The organism is Burkholderia cenocepacia (genome assembly GCF_900446215.1).
GTDB classification, from domain to species: Bacteria; Pseudomonadota; Gammaproteobacteria; order Burkholderiales; family Burkholderiaceae; genus Burkholderia; species Burkholderia cenocepacia.
Genome location: NZ_UAQZ01000016.1, coordinates 410,974 through 437,909, shown reverse-complemented (window position 1 = coordinate 437,909; position 26,936 = coordinate 410,974). Strand labels below are relative to the sequence as shown.

Below are 26,936 nucleotides of genomic sequence, written 5' to 3'. Positions count from 1 at the left end.
CATCGCATCGGGGCGGCCCGCGGCGCGGCGCCGACGCGCATGCTCGTGCACGCCGCGACGCCGTCGCGTATGATCGTTTTCCCGCTCCCGCGAATGTCTCCACCGCCCGATGTCCGACGCCGAAGCCCGTCACGTCCCGCTGCGCATCGTCGACGCCGTACGCGCGCTGGCCTTCATCGGCGATCTCAGCATGGGCCAGCCGACCGACCATTCGCCGCGTACGAGCTGGTTGGCGGCGCAGCTCGCGCACGCGGCGCGATTCGATGCAGCGGTGTGCGATACGGCCCGCGAGGTGGCGCTGTTGCGCTGGTCGGGCTGCACCGCGAATGCGGCGGGTTTCGCGCAGGTATTCGGCGACGACGTCGCGATCCGCGCCGCGATGCTCGAGAGCCGGCCCGGCATGGCCGAAGCGATCGGCGGCGCGGGCGTCGCGATGATCCCGCTCGCGCAGATTCATTGCGAAGTGTCGGGCGAGGTCGCGCGAATACTCGGTCTGTCCAACGCGACGGAAACCGCGCTGCGGCACATTTTCGAAAGCTGGGACGGCAACGGGCTGCCTGCGCGGCTCGCGCGGGAACAGGTGCCGGCCGCCGTATCGATCGTCGCGCTTGCGGGCGACCTCGACGTGTTCAGCCGCACCTACGGCATCGAACGGGCGCTCCAATTGATCGGCCAACGCGCGGGGGCGCGCTATCCGGCCGTGCTCGTCGAGACGGCCGAGCGTGACGCACCGCGCTGGCTGGCGGCGCTCGAGCACATGGCGCCCGCCGAGCTGGACGCCGCATTGGCCACGCCGGACATGCAGGGCGCGACGTCCGCCGAATTGATCGCGGACGTCATCGATCTGAAACTGCCGTGGATGACGGGCTTCTCGCGTTCGGTCGCCGCGACGGCGGCCGCGTGTTACGGCCGTCTCTCGCCGGACGAGGCCGCGCGCGAACGCGTGTACCGCGCCGGCCTGATTCACGGCATCGGCCGGGCCGCGGTACCGAACGACGTGTGGAACTTGCCGACGCGGCTGCCCGCGAGCGCCTGGGAAAAGGTGCGACTCGTGCCTTACTGGACCGAACGCGCCGGCAGGCAGACCGGCGCGCTCGGCGAAGCCGCGGTGCTCGCGTCGTATGCCTACGAGCGGCAGGACGGCTCGGGTTATTTTCGCGGCGCGCGCGATGCGGCGCTGACGCTGGAAGCGCGCGTGCTCGCGGCGTCGCTGGCGTGGGTCGCGTTGCGCTCGGCGCGTCCGTGGCGCGCGGCGCTGAGCGATGCGGCCGCCGCCGACCAGTTGCAGGAAGAAGCGGTCTGCGGCCGGCTATGCGGCGACGTGGTGGCCGCGCTCGTGACGGGCGAAGCGCCTGTGCCCCGGCGCATCGCGCCGCGCGCGTCGGACGCTGGACCGCGCCTGTCCGCGCGGGAAATCGACGTCCTGCGGGCGATCTCCCGCGGCGCGAGCAACAAGCAGGTCGCGCAGGCGCTCGCGATGAGTCCGAGCACGGTGCGCACTCACGTCGAGAAGGCGTTCCGCAAGCTCGAATGTTCGACACGCGCCGCGGCGACCCTCAAGGCGTCGGCGCTGGGGCTGCTCTGACGCCATCCACGACGCGGATTCGCTTGCGTGTGCGCGCGGATGCGCGAGAACACGTGCGTGATGTGCCGATCGGGTTCGATATCGGTGAACGCATCGATATCGGCCATGACATCTGCCGTCTTCGCGGCAGCGAACGCGGCGTCCAGCGCTGCGCTGTTTACAGGCGACGACGGGCGATTACGGCCGTTTGCGTTCAGGGCCGAAGCCCGGACGGACGGCGGCCCGCATCGACGGGTGCGCGGCGGGTGCGCGGGCGAGCGAGATGCCCAGCGCGGCGCCGACGGCGAGGAACAGCGAGATCGACAGGAGTGCGACGATGAACGCGTGCGCGATGGCCGCCGGGTCCTGGCGCGTGCCGAGCGTCGTATAGAAAATGCCGCCGATGATCGCCACGCTGAGCGACGTGCTGACCTGCAGCGTCGAGCTGGCGATGCCGGCGATCATGCCGGACAGCGCCGGTGCGACGCGCCCCGTCACCATGCGCATCAGCGTCGGCAGCGCGAGCCCTTGTCCGAACCCGATGACGAAGAGCGCGGCGGCGAGCGGCACGGCAGCGAGCGGCATCCCGACCGGCGTGGCATCGATCAACCCCGCGAGGCCGACGAGCCCGACGATCTCCAGCCCCATGCCGAACGGATTGACGTAAGCGCCGATGACACGTGTGCAGAACGGCGTCGACAACGGGCCGAGCAGGAACCCGACGCCGAACGGCAAGAACACGAGGCCCGCGCTCAGCGCGTCGACGTGCAACGCATTCTGCAGATACACCGAGAACAGCAGGAAGAACGCGCCGATCGAGTACAGCAGCAGCGCGATCAGCAACGCGCGGCCCAGCCCCGGTGCGCGCAGCGCGGCCGGATCGAGCAGCGGTGCGCCGCCGCGGCGGCCGAGCCGGCGCTCGTAGCGCCAGAAGAACGCGGCGAGGGCGGGCACCGCGAGCAGCGACCCCCATGCCCATACCGGCCAGCCTGCTTCGCGCCCCTCGATCAGCGGCACGATCAGCGCGCCCAGCGTCAGCATCGACAGCGCGGTGCCGCCGAGGTCGAGCTTGCGCGCATGCTGCGCCCGCGTTTCCTTCAACAGCGGAATCCCGAACAGGACGACCAGCATCGCCAGCGGCAGGTTGACGAGGAAGATCGTGCGCCAGCCCAGGTTCAACAGATTCAACGAGATCAGGATCCCGCCGAGCGCCTGCCCGACCACGGCCGCGAGGCCGAATACCGCGCCGTACAAGCTGAGCGCGAGCGGCTTTTCCGATTCCGGAAAAATCGCCTGGATCGACGCGAGCGCCTGCGGCGCCATGATCGCGGCCGTCACGCCCTGCAACGCGCGGCCGACGATGAGCGTCCACGGCGAACTCGCGAGGCCGCACAGCGTCGAGGCGATCGCAAAGCCGATCAACCCGAGGAAAAACACGCGGCCGCGGCCGAACAGGTCGCCCAATCGCCCGCCGGTGATCAGCGTCACCGCGTACAGGCCCGCATACGATGAAATGACGAGTTGCTCGGCCGACGACGAGGCGCCCAGTTCCGCGCGGATCGACGGCAGCGCGACATTGACGATGAAGAAATCCAGCGGCGGCAGGAACGCGCCGACGAGCAGGACCGAAAACATCGCCCAGCGACGCGGGTCGGGTGAAACGGGGTCATTCCGTGACATGGGCGGCTCTCCATACGGAACCAATCAGTTCCAAATCGGGTAAAAAAATATCAGTCGAGAATGCGCATCGTGCGATCGACCAACGCGAGCACGTCGGGCTCGGACATACCGGTTTTGCCCAGCACGCGCATGCCCTCGATCTGGCAGACGAGCAAACGCGCCAGCACCTGTTCGTCCTGCTCGGCGATCTCGCCGCTCGCCTGGCCGCGGACGATCGCACCGGCATAGAGCTGCTGCAGCCGCCGGAACATGCGCCCGGTGCGTTCCGCGACATCCGCGTCGCGCGCGGCCAGTTCGGTGGTCATCGCGACCGCGAGACATCCGCGCCGGCCCGCGTCGCCAACGGACAGGCGCGCATAGCGCAGCAGTGAATCGCGAATCGCATCCTTCACGGCACCGGGTTGCGACAGGATGTCGGCGGTCGCCTTGAGCCCGTCGGCCATGTACAGGTCGAGCGCCGCCAGCAGCAGCGCCTTCTTGTCGCCGAACGCCTTGTAGAGACTGCCGCGCGACAAGCCCGTGCCGGCGATCAGGTCGGGCAGGGACGCGCCTTCGTAGCCGCGATCCCAGAAAACGTCCATCGCGTCGCGCGCGGCGTCGCCCAGTTCGAATTCGCGGGGACGGCCCACGCCAGCCGGATTTGCCATTGATCGGTTTCGCCATCGATGCGGTGCCAAAGTTGGATGCATTATATGGACCGATCGGTTCCGATGTCAATGCGCGTGGCCGGACCGGACACGGCGACGGCCGTCCTTGCGGACGGCGCGGGTTCATCCGCTCAGTCGAGCCCGCCCTGGCACAGGTACTTGATGGACAGGTAATCGTCGAGGCCGTAGCGCGAGCCTTCGCGGCCGTAGCCCGATTCCTTCACGCCGCCGAACGGCGCGGCCTCGCTCGCGAGCGCGCCTTCGTTGATGCCGACGATGCCCGTTTCGAGCCGCGCCGACACGCGCGCGATGCGCCGCACGTCCTGCGTGTAGAAATAGGCGGCGAGCCCGAACGGCGTGTCGTTCGCGGCGGCGACCGCTTCGTCCTCGGACGCGAAGCGAAACAGCGCGGCGATCGGGCCGAAGGTTTCCTCGCAGGTGAGCTGCATGTCGGCGGTCGCGTCGACGAGCACCGTCGGCGCGTAATAGTTCGCACCGAGCTCGGTCAGGCGCTTGCCGCCCGTGAGCACGCGCGCGCCGCGTTCGATCGCATCGCCGACGTGGCGTGCGATCTTGTCGACCGCGCGCGCGTTGATCATCGGGCCGATCTGCGCGGCCGGGTCGGTCGCCGGCGCGACCTTCAGCGCGGCGACGCGCGCGGCGAGCTTCGCGGCGAACGCGTCGTAGACACCGGCCTGCACGTACACGCGATTCGGCGACACGCAGGTCTGCCCGCCGTTGCGGAACTTGGCGGCCATCAGCCCGTCGACCGCGGCATCGAGCTCGGCGTCGTCGAACACGATGAACGGCGCATTGCCGCCGAGCTCCAGCGACAATTTCTTCAACGTCGCCGCCGATTCGCGCGCGAGCAGCTTGCCGACCGGCGTCGAGCCGGTGAACGTGATCTTGCGCACGCGGCCGTCGGCGAGCCAGTCGGCCGCCGCGTCGACGCCGCGCTCGCGCGACGCGGCGATCAGGTTCAGCACGCCGGCCGGCACGCCGGCTTCCTGCGCGAGCAACGCGAGCGCGAGCGCGGTCAGCGGCGTGTCCTCCGCCGGCTTCGCGACCACCGTGCAGCCGGCCGCGAGGGCCGGCGCGATCTTGCGCGCGATCATCGCGAGCGGGAAATTCCACGGCGTGATCGCGGCGACGATGCCGATCGGCTCCTTCACCGCGCTCAAGCGCTTGCCGCGCTGCTGCTGCGGGATCAGGTCGCCGTACGTGCGCGTCGCTTCCTCCGCGAACCACAGCACGTACGACGCACCGTACGCAACTTCGCCACGCGCCTCGGCCAGCGGCTTGCCCTGTTCGCGCGACATCAGCTTCGCGAGATCGTCGGTGTGCGCGACGATCGCCGCATGCCAGGCACGCAGGATCGCGGCGCGTTCGCGCGCGGGCGTCGCACGCCACGCGGGCAGCGCGCGGGCTGCCGCGTCGGTCGCCGCGCGTGCGTCGGCGGCGCCGCTGTCGGGTACGTGGGCAACGGTTTCGAGCGTGGCGGGATCGGTGACGGCGAAGCGGCGGCCGTCGAGCGCATCGCGCCAGTTGCCGTCGATCAGGTTGGCGGTGCGAACGAGTTCGGTGCGGGACAGCGTAAGCGGCATGACAGATCCTTGAATGAGGCGGTTCGGTGACGCTGGTTGAGCGGTGTGGGCGCGCGGCTACCCCGCGCGGACAGCAGGCTGCCGCGTTCGGGGGGGACGCACGCCGCGTGTCAGTGACGTTCGCCGAACAGCGATTCGAGCGGGTAGTGCCGTTTGACGAACGGCGACTTGATGATCACGTAACTGAAATACTTCTCGATGCCGATGTTCTGCTCGAGCAGCCCTTCGACGATCGTCTGGTAATGGCTCACGCTGCGCGTGATGAACTTCAGCAGATAGTCGTAGCCGCCGCTCGCGAGGTGGCATTCGACGATCTCGTCGACGGTGCGGATCGCCGCGACGAAGCGGTCGAAATCCTCGCGCCGATGATCGGCCAGCGTGACCTCGGTAAATACGACCTGCACGTCGCCGAGTTTCTCGAGCTGGATGTGCGCGCCGTAGCCGCCGATGTAGCCGGCCTTCTCGAGCCGCTTCACGCGGATCAGGCACGGACTGGGCGACAGCCCGACCGCATCGGCCAGCTCGACGTTGGTCATGCGGCCGCGCTTTTGCAACTGGGAGAGGATGCGCAGGTCGATGCGATCCAGCTTGCTGTCCGTCATGTTCACGTGAAAGAGCAAAAATGGAATGTCCGGTTACTTTAGAGACGAACGATGACCGCTACAAGCCCGGCTTTCCCTTGGCCCGTCAGGCCGGTTGCGCATGCGCGGCGTCGAGCGCGCGCTGCACGCCGGAATCCGCCAGCACGTCGTCGAGCGTCTTGCGCACGCGTTCGAACATCAGGTCGAACTCGCCGGCAGTGAAGCTCAGCGCCGGCGCAAAGCCGAGCACGCCGTCGCCGAACGCGCGGAACACCACGCCGTTCGCGTAGGCGGCGGCCGCGATCCGGTCCGGCACGTTCAGCGCCGGGTCGAAGCGCGTCTTGCGTGCCTTGTCGGCGACCAGTTCGAGCGCGCCGAGCAGGCCGACCGAGCGCGCGTCGCCAACGAGCGGATGCGCGCGCAGCGCGTCGAGTCCCGCGGCGAAGCGCGGCGCCAGCGCCTGGCCGTTCGCGAGCAGCCCGCCTTCGTGATAGAGCTTCAGCACTTCGAGGCCGATCGCCGCGCTCACCGGATGCGCGGAATACGTATAGCCGTGGCCGACCGCGGGCGCATCGGCGCGGTGGCCCGCGATCCCTTCGTAGATTTCATCGGACATCAGCACCGCGCCCATCGGCGCATAGCCGGCGGTCAGCCCCTTCGCGACGGTCATCAGGTCCGGATCGACCTGTTCGGCCTCGCACGCGAACAGCGGGCCGGTGCGGCCGAAGCCGGTGATCACCTCGTCCGCGACGAACAGGATGCCGAGGCGCCGGCACGCGTCGCGCATCGCCTTCAGCCAGCCGGCCGGCGGCACGATCACGCCGCCGGAACCCTGCACCGGCTCGCAGAAGAACGCGGCGACATTGTCCGCGCCCAGTTCGGCGACCTTCGCTTCGAGCGCGGCGACCGACGCGGCGATCAGCGCCTGCGGATCGTCGCCGAGCGGATGGCGGTACGGGTAGGGCGACGGAATATGGTGCTGGTCCGCACGCGGCAGGTCGAAATGACGGTGAAACGCCGGCAGCGCGGTGAGGCCGGCGCCGATCGACGACGAGCCGTGATAACCGCGCTCCAGCGCGATCATCTGCTTTTTCGACGGACGGCCGGTCGCGTTGTAATAGTGCGTGATGAAGCGCACGGCGGAGTCGATCGCGTCCGAGCCGCCGAGCGTGAAGTACACGCGGTTCAGCGACGGCGGCGCGAGCGCGGCGAGCCGTTCGGCGAGCTCGATCGCCGGCTGCGAGCCGAAATGGAAATAGCCGGTCGCGTAGGGCAGCTTGGCCAGTTGGTCGGCGGCGGCTTTCACGATGCTGTCGCGGCCGTAGCCGACGTTGACGCACCACAGGCCCGAGAACGCGTCGAGCAGCGTATGGCCCGCGGCATCGCGCAGGAACACGCCGTCCGCGGATTCCAGCACGGTGACGCCGCGCGCCTCGTGCGCACGGTAGTTGACGACGGGGTGGATCAGGTGTTGACGATCGGCTTCGATCAGCGCGGCTTGGTTCATGGGAAGGCGGGACTCTCGTCAGGTGTCAGCGGTGAGTTCATGCTAACGGGCAAGCCATCCGCATGCGTCTTCAATTTGCGGTCCGAAACGTATGCGCGCGGCGTTTGCACCGGGCGCTTCGGCATTTTCTGCTGCGCGCCCCGCAGGCCGGGCCCGCACGTCAGTAGCCGCGTGCGCGATCGACGACGCCGATCATCGGTTGTCCCGCGCGATGGCGCGCGAGATTCGCGAGCACCGCGTCGACCGCGGTGTCGGGCCGCGTCGCGCTGGCGATGTGCGGCGTGATGCGAATGCGCGGATGCGTCCAGAACGGATGGCCGGCCGGCAACGGTTCGGGGTCCGTCACGTCCAGGATCGCGCTGTCGAGCCGGCCGCTCGCGAGCGCCGCGAGCAGCGCGGGCGCATCGAGCTGCGGGCCGCGCCCGACCTGCACCAGCGACGCGCCGGCCGGCAGCGCGTCGAACACGCGCGCGCCGAGCAGGCCGCGCGTGCCGTCGGTGAGCGGCAGCAGGCAGATCAGGATGTCGGTGCGGGCGAGGAACGCGTCGAGCGCGGCATCGCCTGCATGACAGTCGACACCGTCGAGCGTGCGCGGCGTGCGGCTCCAGCCCGCGCACGGGAAACCGAAGCGCCGCAGCGTGCCGAGCACGGCCTGGCCGAGCGTGCCGAGCCCGAGCACGCCGATGCGTCGCGACGCGGCCGCGCGCACGGGGCGCTCGCGCCACACCTGATCGCGCTGCTGCGCCGCGTAGTCGAACAGGTCGCGATGGATCGTCAGCACGGCCTGCGTCACGTATTCGACCATTCCTTCGACGATACCCGGCTCGATCATCCGCACGACGGGGATGTGCGGCGGCACGCGCGACAGGTCGAACTGATCGATGCCGGCGCCGACCGAGAACACGACTTCGAGGTTCGGCAACAGCGCGACCGGATCGTCCGGCGGCTGCCATGCGGCGAGATAGCGGACGGCGTCGGCGTCGCCGAGGTCCGGCCAGATCCGGAACGGCAGGTCGGGCGCGCGTTGCGCGAAGCGCGCCGCCCACTGCGCGCCGCGCACCGGATCGGCCTTGTAGAGAAAACTCATCGTGCGCCCCGCTCAGCCGAGCGCCTGGTTCACGATCGCGAACGCGCGCAGCGCCGGGTCGCGTGGCGGCGTCGTGCCGCGCGCCATCGCGACGACCGTATCGACGCGCGGCAACCCGAGCCCCTGCAGCCAGTCCGACAGCCCGCTGTCGCCCGGCACGTCGAGCCGCACGAACATGCCCTCGTGCAGCGCGAGCCAATGGCTGATCAGCGCTTGCGCGCGCAGCGCATCCGGCGCGATCACCGGGCCGATCACGTGGCCGCGGCCGAACCGGCGGAACAGCGCGAAACCGAGCAGCTCGCCGTCGCGGTCGAGCGCGATCCCGTTCGCGACGTCGAGCAGCGCATCGATCACCGCACCGCGTTCGTAGCCGGCCGCGCGCGACGCGAGCGCGGCGAGCCGCGGGCCGTCGTTGGTGCCGAGCGGGCGCAGGCGCTCGCCGGGCGGCAGCGAGATCAGCGGCGGCTGGAACGCGGCGCCCTGGTGCTGATCGATCGTATCGATGACGTCGAAGCCGAACTTCGCGTACAGCGGCTCGCCGGCCGGCGTCGCATGCAGAAACACGGTCCGCGTGCCGAAGCTGTCGACCACGCGGGTGAGCAGTTCGCGGCCGATGCCGCAGCCCTGGCGCTCGGGCGACACGATGACCATGCCGAGCGACGCGTGCGATTCGCCGAAGCGCCAGCCGAGCGCGGTGCCGACGATGCCGGTTTCGTCCTCGGCGACGAAGCCGCTGCCGAGCTGGAATACGAAGCGCCAGTCGTCGAGCCGGTGCGGCCACTTGACTGCTTCGGACAGTCGATGGGCGGCGGGCAGGTCGGCTTCGGTGAACGGGCGATAGATGAGCGTGCGGGAAGGATTGAGGTCGGACACGCCGGACTCCGGATGGGTGGAAATGACCTGTTCACTCTGCCAGCGCGGCGGCGGCACGGATAGGACGATTCGCCTGTTTTCCGGCGGCGGCCCGGCGCTCGGGATCGACGCCGATCCGCTCGGCCGGCACGAACGCATCCGCCCGTCGTGCCGACGCGTCACATGAACTCGATCGTTCCTGCCGCGAGCGTGCCGCTACGACGAAAGCGCGATGTCGCGGCCGTTGCGGCGGGCCGCAGCGGCCGGCGCCGCCGGACGCGCCGCATATCGTGCTGCCCGCGCCGCGCAACACGCGACGATTCTGCGTTTCGGACGGCGCCAAACGACGCGCGCGGGGCTTTTTGCCCTGATTCAATTTCGTACAACCCAGCCCGTCCCCGGCCCGCCGGGGCTTCACACCGACAGGACGTCATCATGATCCAGTTTGAACCGAAGTACATCACCTTCGACTGTTACGGCACGCTGACCCATTTCCGGATGGCCGAGACGGCGCGCGAAATCTATGCGGACCGGTTGTCGCCGGCCGCGATGGAGGCATTCGTGCGCGCGTTCGCCGCCTATCGGCTCGACGAGGTGCTCGGTGCGTGGAAGCCGTATCGCGACGTCGTCGTCAACGCGATCCGCCGCACCTGCGCGCGGGTCGGCGTGACGTTCGACGAAGCCGAGGCCGAGCTGTTCTATCGTGCGGTGCCGAGCTGGGGCCCGCATCCGGACGTGCCCGCCGGGCTGTCACGGCTGGCGACGAAGTACAAGCTCGTGATCCTGTCGAACGCGATGGACGAGCAGATCATGAGCAACGTCGACAAGCTCGGCGCACCGTTCCACGCGGTGTTCACCGCGCAGCAGGCGCAATCGTACAAGCCGCGGATGCAGGGCTTCGAATACATGTTCGACAAGCTCGGCTGCAAGCCCGAGGACGTGCTGCACGTGTCGTCGAGCCTGCGCTACGACCTGATGACGGCCGAGGATCTGGGAATCAGGCACAAGGCCTTCGTGAATCGCGGCCACGAGCCGGGCACGCCGTTCTACAACTATTACGAAGTGTCGGACATCGGCCAGCTCGCGACGCAGCTCGGGCTGTAAGCGACGCGTTTCCCCGGTGCGGTGCCGCGCACGCGTGGTGCCGCCCGTCGCGATCCCGGGAGAAACACGCGCAATGCGGCAGGCGGCCGGTGTCGCCACGTCGCGCGAGCCTGCACGCATTCGCGTCGCGCCTGCGGGATCAACGCGTGGATGCCGGCGAACAATCCTCTGAACTTTCACGTGCGCGCCGGCATGCGGCCGGCACCCGCCGATGGTCCCCGGCGCACGCAGCAAATCATGCTGCGCAGGCCACCCAAAACGGTCGATTCGTATCGTGAGGGCGGCCCGAATCGGGACAACCGGCATTTTGGCGATGCTTAAATGAATTGCATGTGCACGGCGTCGCGCCCGCCACCAGCAAGCGGGCGCGGCGGGATCGAACAACCACGCTGGACCCTATGACCCACTTTACACAGTCAGGAGCAGTTCGGATGAGCGACGATATCGACAATGGTGGCAAGGGCGGCTTCACGCGCCGCGACATGATGCGGGTCATGGCGGCGAGCGGCATGATGGCCGTCGGCGGCGGCGGATTGCTGACGAGCGCGCAGTCGGCATTCGCCGCGCCCGCGCCGAAGCGCGGCGGCAAGATCCGGGTCGCGAACGAATCCAGCTCGACCGCCGATACGCTCGACCCGGCCAAGGGCTCGACGGGCGCGGACTACATCCGCTTCTTCATGTTCTACAGCGGCCTCACGCAGCTCGACGGGAGCCTCACGCCGCAGATGAATCTCGCCGAGTCGCTGCACACGACCGATGCGAAGACCTGGATCATCAAGCTGCGCAAGGGCGTCACGTTCCACGACGGCAAACCCGTTGGCCCGGCCGACGTGGTGTTCTCGCTGATGCGCCACAAGAACGCGGCCACCGCGTCGAAGGTCAAGCCGCTCGCCGACCAGTTCGCGGACGCGAAGGCGAGCGGCCCGGACGAGGTCACGCTCACGCTCGCCAGCGCGAACGCCGATCTGCCGGTCATCCTCGCGACGCCGCAACTCGTGATCGTCAAGGACGGCACGACCGATTTCGCGACCGGCATCGGCTGCGGTCCGTACAAGCTCAAGTCGTTCAAGCCGGGCGTGTCGACCGTCGGCGTGCGCAACGACAGCTACTTCAAGCCGGGCATGCCGTATCTCGACGAGATCGAACTGATCGGCATCAGCGACAGCGCCGCGCGCCTGAACGCGCTGCTGTCGGGCGACGTGCACCTGATCAACGCGATCGACCCGCGCTCGACGCAACGGGTCGCGTCGACGCCCGGCTATGCGCTGAAGGAAACCAAGTCGGGGCTCTATACCGACCTGATCATGCGCAGCGAAAGCCCGATCACCGCGAATCCCGATTTCGTCGAGGGGATGAAGTACCTGTTCGATCGCGAACAGATCCGCTCGGCGGTATTTCGCGGCTATGCGGTGATCGGCAACGACCAGCCGATCCCGCCGGGGCATCGCTACTTCAACGCGTCGCTGCCGCAGCGGCCGCACGATCCGGACAAGGCGAAATTCCTGTTCCAGAAGGCCGGCGCGCTCGGCACGGCGCTGCCGCCGATCTATGCGACGTCCGATGCGAACGGGTCGATCGAAATGGCCGTGCTGCTGCAGCAGGCCGGCCAGAAGATCGGGCTGAACCTGCAGGTCAACCGCGTGTCGCCCGACGGCTACTGGTCGAACCACTGGATGAAGCATCCGCTCGGCTTCGGCAACATCAACCCGCGCTCGAGCGCCGACGTGCTGTTCACGCAGTTCTTCAAGTCGGACGCCGCGTGGAACGAGTCGGGCTGGAAGAACGCGAAGTTCGATCAGCTGCTGCTCGCCGCGCGCTCGGAGACCGACGATGCGAAGCGCAAGCAGATGTACGGCGAGATGCAGACGCTCGTCGCGCAGCAGGGCCGGGTCGGCATTCCGGCGTTCATCAGCTTCCTCGACGGCTACGACAAGCGGCTCGCGGGCCTCGGGTCGATCCCGACCGGCGGGATGATGGGCTTCATGTTCGCCGAGTATGTGTGGTGGAACGCCTGACGTCGATACGTGACGCCGCCGCGCGGCCGCAGCGGGCCACCGCCCCGGTCGCGCGGGATCTTTCCCGGAGTGCCGTTTCATGAATCGAATCCTGCTTGGGCTGATCGGTCGACGCATCGCGGTCACCGCGCTGACGCTGCTGATCGTGTCCGCGATCATCTTCACGATCACGAACCTGCTGCCGGGCGACGCCGCGCAGGCCGCGCTCGGTCAGTCGGCGACGCCGGAGACGGTCGCCGCGCTGCGTCAGCAGTTCGGGCTCGACATGCCGGCGCACGTGCGTTACGTGCACTGGCTCGGCGGGCTGCTGCACGGCGATTTCGGCCGTTCGCTGTCCGGCGACATGCCGGTGTCGGAGCTGATCGGCGGGCGCCTGCCGAAGTCGCTCGCGCTCGCGGCGATCACGACCGCCGTGTCGGTGCCGATCGCGCTGCTGCTCGGCATCCTCGCCGCGGTCAAACGCGAGTCGGTGGTCGACCGCGTGATCAGCCTCGGCACGCTGTCGCTCGTCGCGACGCCGGAGTTCCTGATCGCGACGGTCGCCGTGCTCGTGTTCGCGGTGAAGCTGCGCTGGTTGTCCGCGCTGTCGTACAGCGGCCCGATCGACAGCCTGCACGATTTCCTGCGGGCGTATGCGATGCCGGTGCTGACGCTGTGCGCGGTCGTGATCGCGCAGATGGCGCGGATGACGCGCGCCGCGGTGATCGAGCAGCTGAGCGCGTCGTACGTCGAGATGGCGATGCTCAAGGGCGCGAGCCCCGCGCGCGTCGTGCTGCGCCACGCGCTGCCGAACGCGATCGGTCCGATCGCCAACGCGATCGCGCTGAGCCTGTCGTATCTGCTCGGCGGCGTGATCGTCGTCGAGACGATCTTCAACTATCCGGGCCTCGCGAGCCTGATGGTCGATGCCGTCGGCAACCGCGATTTCCCGTTGGTCCAGGCATGCACGCTGATTTTCTGCGTCGCGTACCTGATGCTCGTGCTGTTCGCCGATCTGTGCTCGATCGTGTCGAACCCGCGACTGCGGACCTGAGTGTCCCGTTTTTCTTCCGAGATGCCGCCCATGCACCCGACCGAACCCGTTCATCGCAGCAGCGCGCTGCCGCCGTCAGGCGAACCGCGCGCGCCGTGGGGAGGCGCGACGCCGCCCGCCGCGCCGTCCCCCGACCAGCCCCGCAAGCGCCGCGGCGCACGCATCAGACTGACGACCGGCGGCCGCGTCGGCCTGTCGATGGTCGGCCTGATGCTGTTCATCGCGGTGTTCGCGCCGCTGCTCGCGCCGCACGACGTCGGCGCGATCGTCACGCCGGATGTATTCGCGCCGTTCGGTGCGAAGCTGCCGTTCGGTTCCGACTTCCTCGGCCGCGACATGCTGAGCCGCATCCTGTACGGCACGCGGCTGACCGTGCTGCTCGCGCTGGCCGCGGTGCTGCTCGCCGCGCTGACCGGCACGACGCTCGGGCTGCTCGCGACCGTGTCGGGCCGCGCGGTCGACGAGACGATGAGCCGGCTGCTCGACGCGCTCACGTCGATTCCGTCGAAGATGTTCGCGCTGATGTTCGTCGCCGCGTTCGGTTCGTCGCTGCCGCTGCTGGTGCTCACCGCCGCGGTCAGCTACATGCCGGGCTCGTACCGGATCGCGCGCGCGCTGGCCGTCAACATCAGCACGCTCGAATTCGTGCAGGTGGCAAAGGCGCGCGGCGAGAGCGCGCTGTACATCGCGTGCGTCGAGATGCTGCCGAACATGATCCACCCGATGCTGGCGGATACCGGGCTGCGCTTCACGTTCGTCGTGCTGCTGCTGAGCGGCCTCAGCTTTCTCGGCCTCGGCGTGCAGCCGCCGTATGCGGACCTCGGCTCCCTCGTGCGCGAGAACATCGCGAGCCTCGGCGACGGCTCGGCCGTCGCGATCATGCCCGCGGTCGCGATCGCGATCCTGACGGTGGGCGTCAACCTGTTGATCGACGGTCTGCCGCATCGCGGCCGCCGCAAGGGCGCGGCCGGCGCCGCCGGAGGACACTGATGCGACACGAATCGAACCCGCTCGTCGAGGTGCGCGGGCTGCGCGTGGTCGGCGGCCGACCGGATCGTCGTGCTGAGCGACGGCGTGATCCGCGAGGCGGGGGCGACCGAAAAGATCCTGCATGCGCCGACGCATCCGTACACGCAGAGCCTGATCGCGGCGGTCACGCCGAACGATGCCGAACGTGGCGGGGAAGTGCGACGACCGGCCGCGCCGGCGCCGCTGCTCGACGTGCGCGGCGCGATCGCCGGTTACGGCGGCCGCGCGGCGAACGGCTGGCCCGCGAAGGTGATCCTGCATGAAGTCGACCTGCGCATCGGGCGCGGGCAGACCGTCGGCGTGATCGGCGAATCCGGTTCCGGCAAGACGACGCTCGCGAAGGTGATCGCGGGCCTCGTGCCGGCGACCGGCGGCGAGATCCTGCTCGACGGCGTGCCGCTCGCGCGCGATATCGGCAAACGGACGAAGGAGCAGCATCGCCGCGTGCAGATCGTGTTCCAGAACGCCGATACCGCGCTCAATCCGGTGCATACCGTCGAGCGCACGCTCGCGCGACCGCTCGCGTTCTATCACGGGATCAAGGGCGCGCGTGCGCGGCAGCGCGTCGCGGAACTGCTCGAACTCGTGCGGCTGCCGCCGGCGGTGGCCGCGCGGCGTACCGGCGAATTGTCCGGCGGGCAGAAGCAGCGCGTGAATCTCGCGCGGGCGCTCGCCGCCGAACCCGACCTGATCCTGTGCGACGAGGTCACGTCGGCGCTCGACACCGTGGTCGGCGCCGCGATCATCGAACTGCTGCGCGACCTGCAGGCGAAGCTCGGCGTGTCGTACGTGTTCATCACGCACGACATCGCGAAGGTGCGCGCGATCAGCGACGACATCGTCGTGCTGTATGCGGGCCGGCGCGTGGAGACGGGCAGTCGCGACGCGCTGTGCGCGCCGCCTTATCACCCGTATTCGCATCTGCTGGTGTCGTCCGCGCCGGAATTGCGCGCGGGCTGGCTCGACGATGCGGCCGAGCGCTGCCATCGTCCGCTGGTGCCGATCGGCGAGCGCGAGCACGAGGCCGAGCTGTGTCCGTTCCTGTCGCGCTGCGCGATGCGCGTGGACGGCGTGTGCAACCGCACGGCCCCGTCGCTGCGCACGCTCGGGAACGGCGCGCAGGTGCTGTGCCATCGCAGCGAGGAGGATCTCGCGCGCTTCCAGGCGGAGCCGGCGCCCGCGGGTGTCACGCCGGTGCAGCTGTAGTCCGTGGCGCGCGAACCGTGCGTCGCGCGGCGCGGTGAACGGCCCGCCGCATAGTCTGCTGCGGCGGTCGCGCAAAACGGCGATTTGTACGCGTGCCGCGCGCGAATACGCGGCAACTGCGGTTTTTGACGGTGATTAAATGATTCGCATTGAACGGTCGCCGATCGTCGTTGCGGGAATGCTCGAGAAGAATCCGATGAAACTGGAATCGTACTGGCTGGATACCCGTCCCGCGTTTCGCGCGGGCAGCGTCGGGCCCGTCGAAGGGCGGGCCGACGTGGTCGTCATCGGTGGCGGTTTCACCGGCTTGTCGGCGGCGCTCGCGCTCGCGCAGCGCGGCGTCTCGGTGGTCGTGCTCGAAGCCGCGCAGGTCGCGGGCGAAGCGTCCGGCCGCAACGGCGGCCAGTGCAATACGGGCGTCGCGCAGGACTACGCGTCGCTGGCCGCGCGCATCGGCGCCGCGCAGGCAAAGCAGTTTTATCTCGCGTACGAAAGCGCGGTGAAGAGCGTCGAGACGATCGTGACCGAACAGGCGATCGACTGCGATTTCCGGCGAACGGGCAAGCTGAAGCTCGCCGCGAAACCGCAGCATTTCGCGGGGCTCGAAAAGACCTTCAATGCGTTGCGGCGCGACGTCGATCCGGACATCGAGCTGATCGAGCCGTCGCGGATCCGCGATGAAATCGCGTCCGACGGCTTTTACGGCGGGCTCCTGCAGCGCAACGGCGCGCAGATGCACATGGGCAAGTTCGGCGTCGGGCTCGCGCAAGCGGCCGTGCGGGCCGGCGCACGCGTGTACGAGCAAGCGGCCGTCACACGGCTCGACCGGCTGGACGGCGAGCGCCACCGGATCACCTGCACGCGCGGCACGATCGTCGCCGATCGCGTGCTGGTCGCGACCGGCGCGTCGCAGCACGGGCCGTTCGCATGGTTCCGGCGACGCATCGCGCCGGTCGGCAGCTTCATCGTCGTGACCGAGCCGCTGCCCGACGCGCAGTTGAACCGGCTGTTTCCGCAGCGCCGTGCGTACGTGACGTCGCGCCAGATCGGCAACTATTTTCGCGTGACGCCCGACAACCGGCTGCTGTTCGGCGGCCGCGCGCGTTTCGCGATGTCGAGCCCGCGCTCCGACGCGAAGAGCGGCGACATCCTGCGCGCCGGCATGGCCGGCTATTTCCCCGAGCTGGCCGGCGTGCGGCTCGACTATTGCTGGGGCGGGCTGGTCGACATCACCGCCGACCGGTTGCCGCGCGCGGGCCAGCACGACGGGCTCTATTACTCGATGGGCTACAGCGGGCACGGCGTGCAGATGTCGGTGCACATGGGCCGCGTGATGGCCGACGTGCTGTATGGCGCGGCCGCGTCGAACCCGTGGCGCGCACTCGACTGGCCGGCGATACCCGGCCATTTCGGGCACGCGTGGTTCCTGCCGCTCGTCGGCGCGTATTACCGGATGCAGGATTTCCTGCATTGAAGCGAGCGCCGGGAGAATTCGACATGACAGTGCAATTCGTTGGCTCGCCGCGTGTCGCGCGGCCCGTGTCGCCGGCGATCGGCGACGTGCTGCGCACGATCGACGCGTCGTTCGCGCAGCCGCTGAACCTCGACACGCTCGCGGCGGTGGCCGGGTTGAGCGTGTCGCGTTTCACCGCGCGCTTTCGCAGCGAAACCGGTCTGTCGCCGCACCGGTATCTGTGTCTCGTGCGGGTGCGGCGGGCGCAGGACCTGCTGCGCGCGGGTCTCGCGCCGTCGATCGTCGCGACCGACGTCGGCTTCTTCGATCAGAGCCACCTGTGCCGGCATTTCCGGCGCGTGCTCGGGATCACGCCGCGCGACTACGTGGTCGCCCGAACGGCCGGCGCGCCGGTGCGAGCGCCATCGACGCGCGTGCGCGGCGAACGCCGCGAAGCGTCGTGTCACGCGGCATAGGCGCACGCATGGACGACATGCGCCGCCGAGGCGTTCCGGCAGGAGCGCCGGCGAGCGACGATTTCCGATATCGCGTGACGGCTTCGAACCAGGTCGCCACGCATTGCACAGGAGCAGAAATGACCGCAGTTTTCGTGTTGCACCGGGCCGACGGCGCACCGTCTTCCACCGCCTTCCGCCAGCAGGGATTCGGCGCGAGCGATCCGTTCGCGGCGCATCGCGAGATTGCGTGGGAAGGCCCCGACGCGATGGCCGCCGGGCGCATCGCCTTCGTGGGCGCGCTGGACGTGGCGAGCTTTCCGCACGTCGAAACCCTCGTCGTCGTCGAAGGCGAGTTGACGCTCGAAGCGGCCGGCGCCGCGCCGCTGGTGCTCGGTCCGCGACAGGGTGCCGTCATCGGCTGCGGCACCGCGCTGCGCATCGCCGCGCAAGCGCCCGTGCGGCTGACGTTCTGCGCGGCGGCGTGCGAGACACCGACGAAGCAAGGTCTCTTCGCGCTGTACGCCGACGCGGACTTCAAGCCGTCCGCGACGCTGCCGGCCGAGGTGCTGCTCGGCCCCGCGCCGCAATGCCGCAGCGACAACGTGTTCACCGACGACGCAGCCGGGTACTGCGCGGGCACGTGGGATTCGACGCCGTATCACCGGATCGTCCGGCCGCATCGCGCCAACGAGTTCATGTTCCTGCTGGACGGCGGCGTGCGGTTCGCCGCGCCCGACGGCAGCGTGCTGGCGCTCGGCGCCGGCGATGCGCTGTTCGTGCCGCGCGGCGCGTCGATCGGCTGGGAAAGCAGCGAACGCGTCGCGAAGTTCTACGTGATGCAGACCGTCAACGCCCCCGTCGAGCGAGACTGAACATGTCCCCTCCGTTGCGTCATATCGAAACCTTGTCCACGCCGCCGGCCGCGGCCGACGTCGTCGTGATCGGCGGCGGCATCATCGGCGTCTTCACCGCCTACTATCTGGCCCGCCGCGGCGTATCGGTCGCGCTCGTCGAGAAGGGCCGCATCGGCGCCGAACAGTCGAGCCGCAACTGGGGCTGGTGCCGGCAGCAGAACCGCGACGCGCGCGAGTTGCCGATGGCCAGCAAGAGCATCGATCTGTGGGAACGATTCGCCGCCGAATCCGGCGAAGACACGGGCTTTCATCGCTGCGGGTTGCTGTATCTGAGCAATGACGACGCCGAGCTGTCCCGCTGGGCCAGCTGGGGCGAATTCGCGAAGACCGCGGGCGTGACCACGTATATGCTCGACAGCAAGCAGGCCGCCGAGCGCGGACGGGTGACCGGGCGGCAGTGGAAGGGCGGCGTGTTCTCGCCGACCGACGGCACGGCCGATCCAGGAAAGGCCGCGCCGGCCGTGGCCGCCGCGCTGATCAAGCTGGGCGGCAGCGTCCACCAGCACTGCGCGGCGCGCGGCATCGAGCTGGAGGGCGGCCGGGTCGCCGGCGTCGTCACCGAGGCCGGCGTCATCAAGACGCGCACGGTCGTGATGGCCGGCGGCGCATGGGCGTCGTCGTTCTGCCGGCAGCTCGGCATCCGGTTTCCGCAGGCGTCGATCCGTCAGTCGATCCTGAGCGTGTCGCCCGTCGAAACACCGCTGCCGGAGGCGATGTACACGTCCGGCGTGTCCGTGACGCGACGCAGCGACGGACGCTATGCATTGGCGATCAGCGGCCGCGCGCGCGTGGACCTGACGCCGCAGTTCCTGCGCTTCGCGCCGCAATTCGTGCCGATGTTCGCGAAACGCTGGCGCAACCTGCTGCCGGGCGGTCTCGAAGGCGTGCGCGGCGGCCACGAAACGCTGAAGCGCTGGCGCCTCGACGCGCCGACGCCGATGGAGGCGGTGCGCATCCTGGATCCGAAGCCCGACATGCCGACGGTCGCCGAAACCTACCGCCGCGCGGCCGAACTGTTGCCCGAGCTGCGCGAAGCGAAGATCACGCACGCGTGGGCCGGCTTCGTCGACAGCACGCCGGACGGCGTGCCGGGCATCGGTGAAGTGCCGGGCGTGCCGGGGCTGATCCTCGCGGCGGGCTTTTCGGGTCACGGCTTCGGGATCGGCCCGGGCGCCGGGCACCTGATCGCGGATCTCGCGACCGGTGCGCAACCGCTCGTCGATCCGGCGCCGTATCGGCCCAGCCGGTTCGCCGAATCCGCGTGGGGCAAGGTGGCGGATTTCTAGCGGGCGGCCGCGACGCGTTCCGGCCGCTGCTTCGGCTCATCACGGCCTTCGCCGTGCGTCGACGCACGGTATCGACTCAAGGATATTCCTGCCATGCATTCCCCCGTCAATTCACCGGTTCATCGCCTGATGCAAGCCGGAAGGCTGGATCGGTTCTTCATCGACGGCGACTGGGTCATGCCCGACGGCCGTGACCGGTTCGCGATCGTCAGCCCGTCCACGGAAGACACGCTGTGCGAGATCCCGCTCGGGAACGCACATGACGCCGATCGCGCGGTGCAGGCCGCGCGCCACGCGTTCGAACGCTGGTCCGCGACTTCACCGCAGGAACGCGCCGCGCTGCTCGATCGCATCCATGCGTTGATGCTGGAACGCGCCGAGTTGTTCGCCACGGCACTCGCGCTGGAGATGGGTGCGCCGCTCGGCTATGCGCGCGCCGCGCACGTGCCGCTCGCGGCCGAACATATCCGGGTCGCACGCGACAACCTCGCGCGCTACCCGTTCGTCGAGCGGCGCGGGACGACCGCGGTCGCCCGCGAGCCGATCGGCGTGTGCGCGCTGATCACGCCGTGGAACTGGCCGATCTACCAGATCACCGCGAAGGTCGGGCCGGCGCTCGCAGCCGGCTGCACGGTCGTGCTCAAGCCGAGCGAGCTGTCGCCGCTCAGCGCGCTGCTGTTCGCGGAAGTGATTGCCGATGCGGGCGTGCCCGCCGGCGTCTTCAATCTCGTGAGCGGCAGCGGCGAAACCGTGGGGGCCGCGCTTGCGTCGCACCCGGAGGTCGACATGGTGTCGATCACCGGATCGACGCGGGCCGGCGTGCTGGTGGCGCAGGCGGCCGCCACCACCGTCAAGCGCGTCGCGCAGGAGCTGGGCGGCAAGTCGCCGAATATCGTGTTGCCGGATGCGGACCTGTCGCGCGCGATCCCGCCCGGCGTGGCCGCCGCGTTCCGCAACATGGGGCAGTCGTGCAGCGCGCCGACCCGCATGATCGTGCCGCGCGCCGTGCTCGGCGCGGTGGAGGCGCTGGCCGTTGCGGCGATGCAGGGACTCGTCGTCGGCGATCCGTTCGACGACGCAACCACGCACGGGCCGCTGGCCAATCGCGCGCAGTTCGGCCGCGTTGCACAGATGATCGACGTGGGCATCGACGAACGCGCGAAACTGATCGCCGGCGGCCCCGGCCGACCCGCGGGGCTCGACCGCGGCTTTTATGCGCGGCCGACGATTTTCTCCGACGTGCGCACCGACATGGCGATCGCGCAGCAGGAGATCTTCGGCCCGGTGCTCGCGATCCTGCCTTACGACACCGTCGACGAAGCGGTCGCCATCGCGAACGACACGGTCTACGGGCTGGGCGCGCACGTGCAAGGCACCGACAAGGAACACGTCCGCGCGGTGGCCGCCCGCATCCGGGCGGGGCAGGTGCATCTGAACTACCCGGCCTGGGATCCGCAGGCGCCGTTCGGCGGGTACAAGCAGTCGGGCAACGGCCGCGAGTACGGGATCGAAGGGATGGAGGAATACATGGAGATCAAGTCGATCGTCGGCTGTTACGACTGACCCAGCCGCCGCGCGCGACACGCGCCGGCATGACGGCTGCAAGCCCGCTACTTTCCGAAGGTGCCTAAATTGGACAACCCCGTCACTCCCGTCCCGTCGCTGCACGCGCATCACGCGCACTGGGCAAAGCTGCGCCGCGACCTGCATGCGCATCCCGAGTTGCGATTCGAAGAACACCGGACGGCCGACGTCGTCGCCCGCGAGCTGGAGGCGCTCGGCTATGCGGTGTCGCGCGGGCTGGGCGGCACGGGCGTGGTGGCGAGCCTGCCCGGCGCGGATCCGGGCCGCGGCATCGTGCTGCGCGCCGATCTGGACGCATTGCCGATCCACGAAGCCAACGACTTCGCGCATGCATCTTGCACGCACGGAATCATGCACGCGTGCGGCCATGACGGCCATACCGTGATGTTGCTCGGCGCCGCGCGCGTGCTGAAGGCAATGCCGCAGTTGCCCGGCACCGTCCATTTCGTGTTTCAGCCGGGCGAAGAGGGCGGCGCGGGCGCGCGCCGGATGATCGACGACGGGCTGTTCGAGCGATACCCGACGGAAGCGGTATTCGGCATGCACAACTGGCCCGGGTTGCCGGCCGGGCATTTCGGATTGCGTACCGGCCCGATCATGGCTGCCGGCTCGCGCTTCAGGATCACGGTCACGGGCAAGGGCGCGCACGCGGCGCAGCCGCATCTGGGCATCGATCCCGTGCCGCTCGCGTGCTCGATGGTGCTGCAGTGCCAGACCATCGCCGCGCGGCACAAGGACCCGGTGGATCCGGCGGTCATTTCCGTCTGCATGTTCCATGCGGGCACGACCGACAACGTGATTCCCGACACCGCCGAGCTGCGCGGCACGATTCGCACGTTGTCGTCGGCATTGCAGCAGCAGTTGCAGCGCGACGTCCGGCTTGCGTGCGAGGGGTTGGCGCATGCGTATGGTGCGCAGGTCGACGTCGAGTTTTTTCAGTACTATCCGGCGACGGTCAATACGCCGGCCGAGACGGCGCTGTGCGAAGCGGTGATTCGCGCGACGTTCGGCGACGAACGCCTGTCCCGCGACGTGCCGCCGAACATGACGTCCGAAGACTTCGGCTTCATGCTGGAGGAGCGGCCGGGCGCGTACGTGCTGATCGGCAATGCGCAGGACGGCGCGACGGCACCGTCGCTGCATCATCCGAAATACGACTTCAACGACGACATCATTCCGGCCGGGGTCCGGTACTGGGTCGAGCTGGCGCAGCATTACTTCATGCGCTCGTCGTGATGCGTCGGGGCGGGGGGCGGACCGGTTGACGGCTGGTCTGTCGGGCGTCGGCAGGTCGCGGCGCACCGCCGGGCGAACGCTACGCGCCGATGCCTTTTCCCCGCTTCACGCCGGCTGCGCGACCGGCTCCGCCTGCGCGCGACACACACGATTCCTTCCTTCGCGCTTCGCTCGGTAGAGCGCCATGTCCGCGTCGTGCGTCAGCGCATGCACCGACGCATGCCGTGCGCGCCGGCTGGTCGCGCAGCCGATGCTGACGGTGAAGGGCGGAACCGTTTCCGCAAACCCGTCGAGCCGGTTGCGTTCGACTTCGCGGCGAATCGCGTCGGCGACCCGCGCGGCCCCGTTTTCATCGGTATCCGGCAACACCGCGACGAACTCCTCGCCGCCGTAGCGCGCGGCGAGGTCGCCGCGCCGCCGCGTATGCGCGCGGATGCATTCGGCGAGAAAGCGCAGCGCCGTGTCGCCCAGCGCGTGCCCGTGCCGGTCGTTGTACTGCTTGAAGTGATCGGCGTCGATGAACAGCACCGAGAGGCTGCCGCCGCTGCCGCGCTGCAGCCGTTCCCATTCGTCGGCCAGCGCGGTATCGAGCGCGCGGCGATTGTGCAGCCCGGTCAGCGGATCGGTGCGGGTGAGGTCGGTCAGCAGCGTCTGCTTGCGGAAGTTGTCCCGCAATGCGAAGGCCAGCAGCCAGACCACCGCGCAGAACGATGCGCCGATCACGGATGCCGACACGCCGACCGTCCACGACAGGCGCCGGATGCCGGCCAGCACGTCGCTTTCGGCCGGCGCGACGACTGCGATCAGCGGGGTGCCCGGTATCCGCTGGTAGGTGTACAACCGCATGGTGCCGTCGATGCTCGATCGCGCGGGATAGAAGCCCGATTCGCTGTTCACCATCCGCTTGAAGGATGTCGAACGACGCAGGCGGCTCATCTGGCCGTCGTTCAACGACGGGTTTCTCGCGAGGATCGTGCCGTCCGCGCGCACGATCGCGCTGACCCCGTTCGGCCCGACATCGAGTCGGGACAGGAGCTGCTCGAAATAGGCGAGATCGATGGCGACGACCGCGATCCCGTCGAACCCGTGATCCGGCCGCTCGATGCGCCGCGACAGCGCGATGGACTCCTTGTCGCCGCGCGAGCGCGCGCGATAGGGCTGGGAGACGTAGAGACCGAGATTGTCCGCATCGCGATGGACCTTGAAGTAATCGCGATCGCTGAAGTCCCAGCGATGGGTCGCGCTGCAGCAGCCGTCGATCAACCGGCCGTGCCGGTCGGTCACGCCCATGCCGGTCACGTACTGCGCCGCGGTGCGCTCGAACAGCAGGTCGTGCCGCAATCCGGCATCCATGCGCTGTACGGACGGCTTGCCGAGATCGACGGTCAGCGCGATCAGCGCGTTGTTCGACGTCTCGACCGTCCTCGAGATCTGGCTCGCCAGCACGGCCGCGACGTTGCGCGACGTCTCGTGCGCGTGCTCGACGACCTCGCTGCGCGCGGCCCACAGCGTCACCGCGCTGATCCCGAGCGCCGCGAGCGACATCAGCGTGCCCAACGCACCGACGACGAGCGGGTTGCGTCCGGCCCAGTCGGCGATTTTCTCGATCGAAGTGAATGCGGGCATGCTCGCGCTCGTTTGGGACGCCGGCTGCAATGGCGCCGGCGCGGGTCAAATTCTCGTTAACGGCACGGTTAACAAAAAATCGAGGCCACGCGTGGTGGCCCGCCGACGATGGCGGCATCGCACGGCGACGCAAACGTATGCGGCCTCGCAGCGAGATGCCCGATCGCCATCCGGACCTGCGCAGCGTTTGCCTATTGATAACGACACTGCATCAATCGTTCCAAAAATCGCACTTATCGTTTGAGCGATACCGCGCCAACATGCCGGAAAACGACAATCAGACCAGTCCCTCCCGCGTATTCCAGGATTTTCAGGAGACACCCTCGATGCATCCCTCGTCCAGCCTTCCGGCCGAACGCTCGAAGGCCGCCGCGATCTTTCGCGTCACGGCCGGCAACTTTCTCGAGCAGTTCGACTTCTTCCTGTTCGGCTTCTACGCCACGCAGATCGCCAACGTCTTCTTCCCCGCGCAAAGCGAGTTCGCGTCGTTGATGATGACCTTCGCCGTGTTCGGCGCCGGCTTCCTGATGCGGCCGCTGGGTGCGATCGTGCTCGGCGCGTACATCGACGAGGTCGGCCGCCGCAAGGGCCTGATCGTCACGCTGTCCATCATGGCGAGCGGCACCATCCTGATCGCGTTCGTGCCGGGCTACGCGACGATCGGGCTGCTGGCGCCCGTGCTCGTGCTGATCGGCCGGCTGCTGCAGGGCTTCTCCGCAGGCGCCGAACTGGGCGGCGTCTCGGTCTATCTGGCCGAGCTGGCGACGCCTGGCCGCAAGGGCTTCTTCACGAGCTGGCAATCGGCGAGCCAGCAGGTGGCGATCGTCATCGCGGCGGCCCTCGGTTTCGCGCTCAATCAGTGGCTGAGCGCATCGCAGATCGCCGCCTGGGGATGGCGCGTGCCGTTCTTCGTCGGCTGCATGATCGTGCCGTTCATCTTCATGCTGCGCCGCAACCTGGAGGAAACCCAGGAATTCAAGGCACGCAAGCATCGTCCGGGCATGAAGGAAGTGTTCGGTACGCTGGTCCAGAACTGGGGCGTCGTGGTCGCCGGCATGATGCTGGTCGCGATGACCACCACGAGCTTCTATCTGATCACCGTCTACGCGCCGACCTTCGGCAAGACGGTGCTGCACCTGAGCACCGCCGACAGCCTGCTCGTGACGCTTTGCGTCGGCGTGTCGAACTTCGTGTGGCTGCCGATCGGCGGCGCGCTGTCCGACCGGATCGGCCGCCGGCCGCTGCTGGTCGGCATGACGATGCTCACCGTCGCGACCGCCTACCCGGCGCTGTCGTTCCTTGCGCACGCGCCGTCGTTCGCCCACATGCTGCTCGTGCTGCTCTGGCTCTCGTTCATGTACGGCATCTATAACGGTGCGATGGTCGTCGCGCTCACGGAGGTGATGCCGGTGCAGGTGCGGGTCGCGGGCTTTTCGCTCGCCTACAGCCTCGCGACGGCCGTGTTCGGGGGCTTCACGCCGGCCATCTCGACCGGGCTCATTCACATGACCGGCGACAAGGCCGCACCGGGCTACTGGATGAGCTTCGCCGCGGTGTGCGCGCTGCTGGCAACGTTCGCGCTCTATCGCCGGCACGCCGCAACGTTGACGCCGGCGCATTGATGTCGGGCCCGGCCGGAACGTTCATCCCACCCACGCATTCGTACGACCACGACCAACCATGAGAAATCTGCTCCTGAAATGCTGCGCGACCGCGCTCGTCGCCACCGCGGCGGTGGCGGCCAACGTCCAGGCCGCCGAGCTGCACGTGATGAGCTCGGGCGGCTTCACCGCCGCCTACAAGGTGCTCGGCCCCCGGTTCGCGTCGACGACCGGCAATACGCTCGACACCGCGCTCGGCCCGTCGATGGGCAAGTCGCCCGAAGCGATTCCGAACCGGCTCGCGCGCGGCGAGCCCGCCGACGCCGTCATCATGGTCGGCTACGCGCTGGACGATCTGATCAAGCAGGGCAAGGTGATCCCGGGGTCCCGCGTCGATCTGGCCGACTCGCGCATCGGCATGGTCGTGCGCGACGGCGCGGCCAAGCCCGACATCAGCACGGCCGAAGGCCTCAAGCAGGTGCTGCTGCACGCGAAGTCGATCGCCTATTCGGACAGCGCGAGCGGCGTGTATATCGAGCGCGAACTGTTCAAGAAGCTCGGCATCGACGAGCAGGTGAAGTCGAAGGCGAAGATGATCCCGCGGATTCCGGTGGCGTCGGTGGTCGCGAACGGCGACTACGAAATCGGCTTCCAGCAGGTCAGCGAGCTGCTGCCCGTCAAGGGGGCGACCTTCGTCGGCAAGATTCCCGAATCGCTGCAATCCGTCACGCGCTTCGCCGCCGGCATTCCGGTCGGCGCGCAGCATCCGCAGGAAGCGAAGGCGTTGCTCGACTATCTCGCATCGCCCGACGTGCAGGGCGACGTGAAATCGACCGGGCTCGATTCGGTTTCGGCTCATTGAGCCGGAG

22 protein-coding genes and 1 pseudogene are annotated in these 26,936 nt (G+C 68.8%); 15 read left to right on the top strand and 8 right to left on the bottom strand.

Going from position 1 to position 26,936, the window contains the following annotated elements; genetic code table 11:
- The first annotated feature begins 109 nt into the window (after nucleotides 1–109).
- Nucleotides 110–1,585 carry an HD domain-containing phosphohydrolase gene (locus tag DTA15_RS34225; RefSeq protein WP_006483303.1) on the top strand — a complete coding sequence of 492 codons (1,476 nt, stop codon included), beginning with the start codon at nucleotides 110–112 and terminating at the stop codon, nucleotides 1,583–1,585.
- Nucleotides 1,586–1,762: 177 nt separating this feature from the next.
- Here the strand turns inward: DTA15_RS34225 and DTA15_RS34215 are convergent, their stop codons facing one another.
- The 7 genes from DTA15_RS34215 to DTA15_RS34185 form a co-directional block, all read right to left on the bottom strand.
- Nucleotides 1,763–3,244, bottom strand: coding sequence for an MFS transporter (locus DTA15_RS34215; protein ID WP_006483292.1), 1,482 nt, complete (start codon nucleotides 3,242–3,244; stop codon nucleotides 1,763–1,765).
- 50 nt (nucleotides 3,245–3,294) lie between these two features.
- A complete protein-coding gene (locus DTA15_RS34210) occupies nucleotides 3,295–3,891 on the bottom strand; it encodes a TetR/AcrR family transcriptional regulator (RefSeq protein ID WP_006483275.1) in 597 nt (198 codons plus the stop codon).
- Between the two features lie 131 nt (nucleotides 3,892–4,022).
- The gene (locus tag DTA15_RS34205) at nucleotides 4,023–5,495 is read right to left on the bottom strand and encodes an NAD-dependent succinate-semialdehyde dehydrogenase (protein WP_006493468.1); all 1,473 of its coding nucleotides are present in this window, start codon (nucleotides 5,493–5,495) and stop codon (nucleotides 4,023–4,025) included.
- 110 nt (nucleotides 5,496–5,605) lie between these two features.
- On the bottom strand, nucleotides 5,606–6,097 hold the full coding sequence (locus DTA15_RS34200) for an Lrp/AsnC family transcriptional regulator (protein ID WP_034178445.1): 492 nt from the start codon (nucleotides 6,095–6,097) through the stop codon (nucleotides 5,606–5,608).
- A gap of 85 nt (nucleotides 6,098–6,182) precedes the next feature.
- On the bottom strand, nucleotides 6,183–7,583 hold the full coding sequence (locus DTA15_RS34195; protein WP_006485527.1) for an aspartate aminotransferase family protein: 1,401 nt from the start codon (nucleotides 7,581–7,583) through the stop codon (nucleotides 6,183–6,185).
- Nucleotides 7,584–7,743: 160 nt separating this feature from the next.
- Nucleotides 7,744–8,670, bottom strand: a complete 927-nt coding sequence (locus tag DTA15_RS34190) for a 2-hydroxyacid dehydrogenase (protein ID WP_006493470.1) — start codon at nucleotides 8,668–8,670, stop codon at nucleotides 7,744–7,746.
- Between the two features lie 12 nt (nucleotides 8,671–8,682).
- On the bottom strand, nucleotides 8,683–9,543 hold the full coding sequence (locus tag DTA15_RS34185) for a GNAT family N-acetyltransferase (RefSeq protein WP_006482807.1): 861 nt from the start codon (nucleotides 9,541–9,543) through the stop codon (nucleotides 8,683–8,685).
- A 22-nt stretch (nucleotides 9,544–9,565) separates the two neighbouring features.
- Here DTA15_RS34185 and DTA15_RS38785 point away from each other — a divergent pair, with 22 nt between their 5' ends.
- The 12 genes and pseudogenes from DTA15_RS38785 (at nucleotide 9,566) to DTA15_RS34125 (ending at nucleotide 22,840) form a co-directional block, all read left to right on the top strand.
- A complete protein-coding gene (locus tag DTA15_RS38785; protein WP_154317704.1) occupies nucleotides 9,566–9,709 on the top strand; it encodes a hypothetical protein in 144 nt (47 codons plus the stop codon).
- 248 nt (nucleotides 9,710–9,957) lie between these two features.
- The gene (locus DTA15_RS34175; protein WP_006482808.1) at nucleotides 9,958–10,626 is read left to right on the top strand and encodes a haloacid dehalogenase type II; all 669 of its coding nucleotides are present in this window, start codon (nucleotides 9,958–9,960) and stop codon (nucleotides 10,624–10,626) included.
- A gap of 431 nt (nucleotides 10,627–11,057) precedes the next feature.
- Nucleotides 11,058–12,641, top strand: a complete 1,584-nt coding sequence (locus DTA15_RS34170) for an ABC transporter substrate-binding protein (RefSeq protein ID WP_006482802.1) — start codon at nucleotides 11,058–11,060, stop codon at nucleotides 12,639–12,641.
- Between the two features lie 79 nt (nucleotides 12,642–12,720).
- A complete protein-coding gene (locus DTA15_RS34165; RefSeq protein WP_006482806.1) occupies nucleotides 12,721–13,674 on the top strand; it encodes an ABC transporter permease in 954 nt (317 codons plus the stop codon).
- Nucleotides 13,675–13,704: 30 nt separating this feature from the next.
- On the top strand, nucleotides 13,705–14,664 hold the full coding sequence (locus DTA15_RS34160) for an ABC transporter permease (protein ID WP_012493727.1): 960 nt from the start codon (nucleotides 13,705–13,707) through the stop codon (nucleotides 14,662–14,664).
- A 54-nt stretch (nucleotides 14,665–14,718) separates the two neighbouring features.
- Nucleotides 14,719–15,909, top strand: a pseudogene (locus tag DTA15_RS34155) (ABC transporter ATP-binding protein); the annotation flags it as partial.
- Nucleotides 15,910–16,105: 196 nt separating this feature from the next.
- Complete coding sequence (locus DTA15_RS34150) at nucleotides 16,106–17,383, top strand: NAD(P)/FAD-dependent oxidoreductase (protein WP_012493728.1); 1,278 nt, start codon at nucleotides 16,106–16,108, stop codon at nucleotides 17,381–17,383.
- 23 nt (nucleotides 17,384–17,406) lie between these two features.
- The gene (locus tag DTA15_RS34145) at nucleotides 17,407–17,838 is read left to right on the top strand and encodes a helix-turn-helix domain-containing protein (protein ID WP_006481886.1); all 432 of its coding nucleotides are present in this window, start codon (nucleotides 17,407–17,409) and stop codon (nucleotides 17,836–17,838) included.
- A 119-nt stretch (nucleotides 17,839–17,957) separates the two neighbouring features.
- A complete protein-coding gene (locus DTA15_RS34140; protein ID WP_012493729.1) occupies nucleotides 17,958–18,692 on the top strand; it encodes a cupin domain-containing protein in 735 nt (244 codons plus the stop codon).
- Between the two features lie 2 nt (nucleotides 18,693–18,694).
- Nucleotides 18,695–20,020 carry an NAD(P)/FAD-dependent oxidoreductase gene (locus DTA15_RS34135; RefSeq protein WP_006481879.1) on the top strand — a complete coding sequence of 442 codons (1,326 nt, stop codon included), beginning with the start codon at nucleotides 18,695–18,697 and terminating at the stop codon, nucleotides 20,018–20,020.
- Between the two features lie 93 nt (nucleotides 20,021–20,113).
- Entirely contained in the window at nucleotides 20,114–21,583 is a 1,470-nt protein-coding gene (locus DTA15_RS34130) for an aldehyde dehydrogenase family protein (protein ID WP_006481882.1), read from the top strand.
- A 69-nt stretch (nucleotides 21,584–21,652) separates the two neighbouring features.
- Nucleotides 21,653–22,840, top strand: a complete 1,188-nt coding sequence (locus DTA15_RS34125) for a M20 aminoacylase family protein (protein ID WP_006481894.1) — start codon at nucleotides 21,653–21,655, stop codon at nucleotides 22,838–22,840.
- A 105-nt stretch (nucleotides 22,841–22,945) separates the two neighbouring features.
- On the opposite strand, the gene DTA15_RS34120 is transcribed toward DTA15_RS34125, so the two are convergent.
- Nucleotides 22,946–24,466 (bottom strand): GGDEF domain-containing protein, encoded by a 1,521-nt coding sequence (locus DTA15_RS34120; protein WP_006481887.1) that lies wholly within the window; start codon nucleotides 24,464–24,466, stop codon nucleotides 22,946–22,948.
- A gap of 326 nt (nucleotides 24,467–24,792) precedes the next feature.
- Here DTA15_RS34120 and DTA15_RS34115 point away from each other — a divergent pair, with 326 nt between their 5' ends.
- Together DTA15_RS34115 and DTA15_RS34110 are read left to right on the top strand one after the other, a co-directional pair.
- Nucleotides 24,793–26,088, top strand: coding sequence for an MFS transporter (locus DTA15_RS34115; protein WP_006481900.1), 1,296 nt, complete (start codon nucleotides 24,793–24,795; stop codon nucleotides 26,086–26,088).
- A 58-nt stretch (nucleotides 26,089–26,146) separates the two neighbouring features.
- On the top strand, nucleotides 26,147–26,929 hold the full coding sequence (locus DTA15_RS34110) for a substrate-binding domain-containing protein (protein WP_006481888.1): 783 nt from the start codon (nucleotides 26,147–26,149) through the stop codon (nucleotides 26,927–26,929).
- Nucleotides 26,930–26,936 lie beyond the last annotated feature (7 nt).

Coding starts and splice junctions, on each gene's coding strand:
- DTA15_RS38785 (WP_154317704.1), top strand. CDS start 9,566: ATGACCTGTTCACTCTGCCAGCGCGGCGGCGGCACGGATAGGACGATT.
- DTA15_RS34140 (WP_012493729.1), top strand. CDS start 17,958: ATGACCGCAGTTTTCGTGTTGCACCGGGCCGACGGCGCACCGTCTTCC.
- DTA15_RS34195 (WP_006485527.1), bottom strand. CDS start 7,583: ATGAACCAAGCCGCGCTGATCGAAGCCGATCGTCAACACCTGATCCAC.
- DTA15_RS34115 (WP_006481900.1), top strand. CDS start 24,793: ATGCATCCCTCGTCCAGCCTTCCGGCCGAACGCTCGAAGGCCGCCGCG.
- DTA15_RS34175 (WP_006482808.1), top strand. CDS start 9,958: ATGATCCAGTTTGAACCGAAGTACATCACCTTCGACTGTTACGGCACG.
- DTA15_RS34110 (WP_006481888.1), top strand. CDS start 26,147: ATGAGAAATCTGCTCCTGAAATGCTGCGCGACCGCGCTCGTCGCCACC.
- DTA15_RS34210 (WP_006483275.1), bottom strand. CDS start 3,891: ATGGCAAATCCGGCTGGCGTGGGCCGTCCCCGCGAATTCGAACTGGGC.
- DTA15_RS34130 (WP_006481882.1), top strand. CDS start 20,114: ATGCATTCCCCCGTCAATTCACCGGTTCATCGCCTGATGCAAGCCGGA.
- DTA15_RS34150 (WP_012493728.1), top strand. CDS start 16,106: ATGAAACTGGAATCGTACTGGCTGGATACCCGTCCCGCGTTTCGCGCG.
- DTA15_RS34190 (WP_006493470.1), bottom strand. CDS start 8,670: ATGAGTTTTCTCTACAAGGCCGATCCGGTGCGCGGCGCGCAGTGGGCG.
- DTA15_RS34215 (WP_006483292.1), bottom strand. CDS start 3,244: ATGTCACGGAATGACCCCGTTTCACCCGACCCGCGTCGCTGGGCGATG.
- DTA15_RS34200 (WP_034178445.1), bottom strand. CDS start 6,097: ATGACGGACAGCAAGCTGGATCGCATCGACCTGCGCATCCTCTCCCAG.
- DTA15_RS34165 (WP_006482806.1), top strand. CDS start 12,721: ATGAATCGAATCCTGCTTGGGCTGATCGGTCGACGCATCGCGGTCACC.
- DTA15_RS34170 (WP_006482802.1), top strand. CDS start 11,058: ATGAGCGACGATATCGACAATGGTGGCAAGGGCGGCTTCACGCGCCGC.
- DTA15_RS34135 (WP_006481879.1), top strand. CDS start 18,695: ATGTCCCCTCCGTTGCGTCATATCGAAACCTTGTCCACGCCGCCGGCC.
- DTA15_RS34160 (WP_012493727.1), top strand. CDS start 13,705: ATGCACCCGACCGAACCCGTTCATCGCAGCAGCGCGCTGCCGCCGTCA.
- DTA15_RS34225 (WP_006483303.1), top strand. CDS start 110: ATGTCCGACGCCGAAGCCCGTCACGTCCCGCTGCGCATCGTCGACGCC.
- DTA15_RS34145 (WP_006481886.1), top strand. CDS start 17,407: ATGACAGTGCAATTCGTTGGCTCGCCGCGTGTCGCGCGGCCCGTGTCG.
- DTA15_RS34120 (WP_006481887.1), bottom strand. CDS start 24,466: ATGCCCGCATTCACTTCGATCGAGAAAATCGCCGACTGGGCCGGACGC.
- DTA15_RS34205 (WP_006493468.1), bottom strand. CDS start 5,495: ATGCCGCTTACGCTGTCCCGCACCGAACTCGTTCGCACCGCCAACCTG.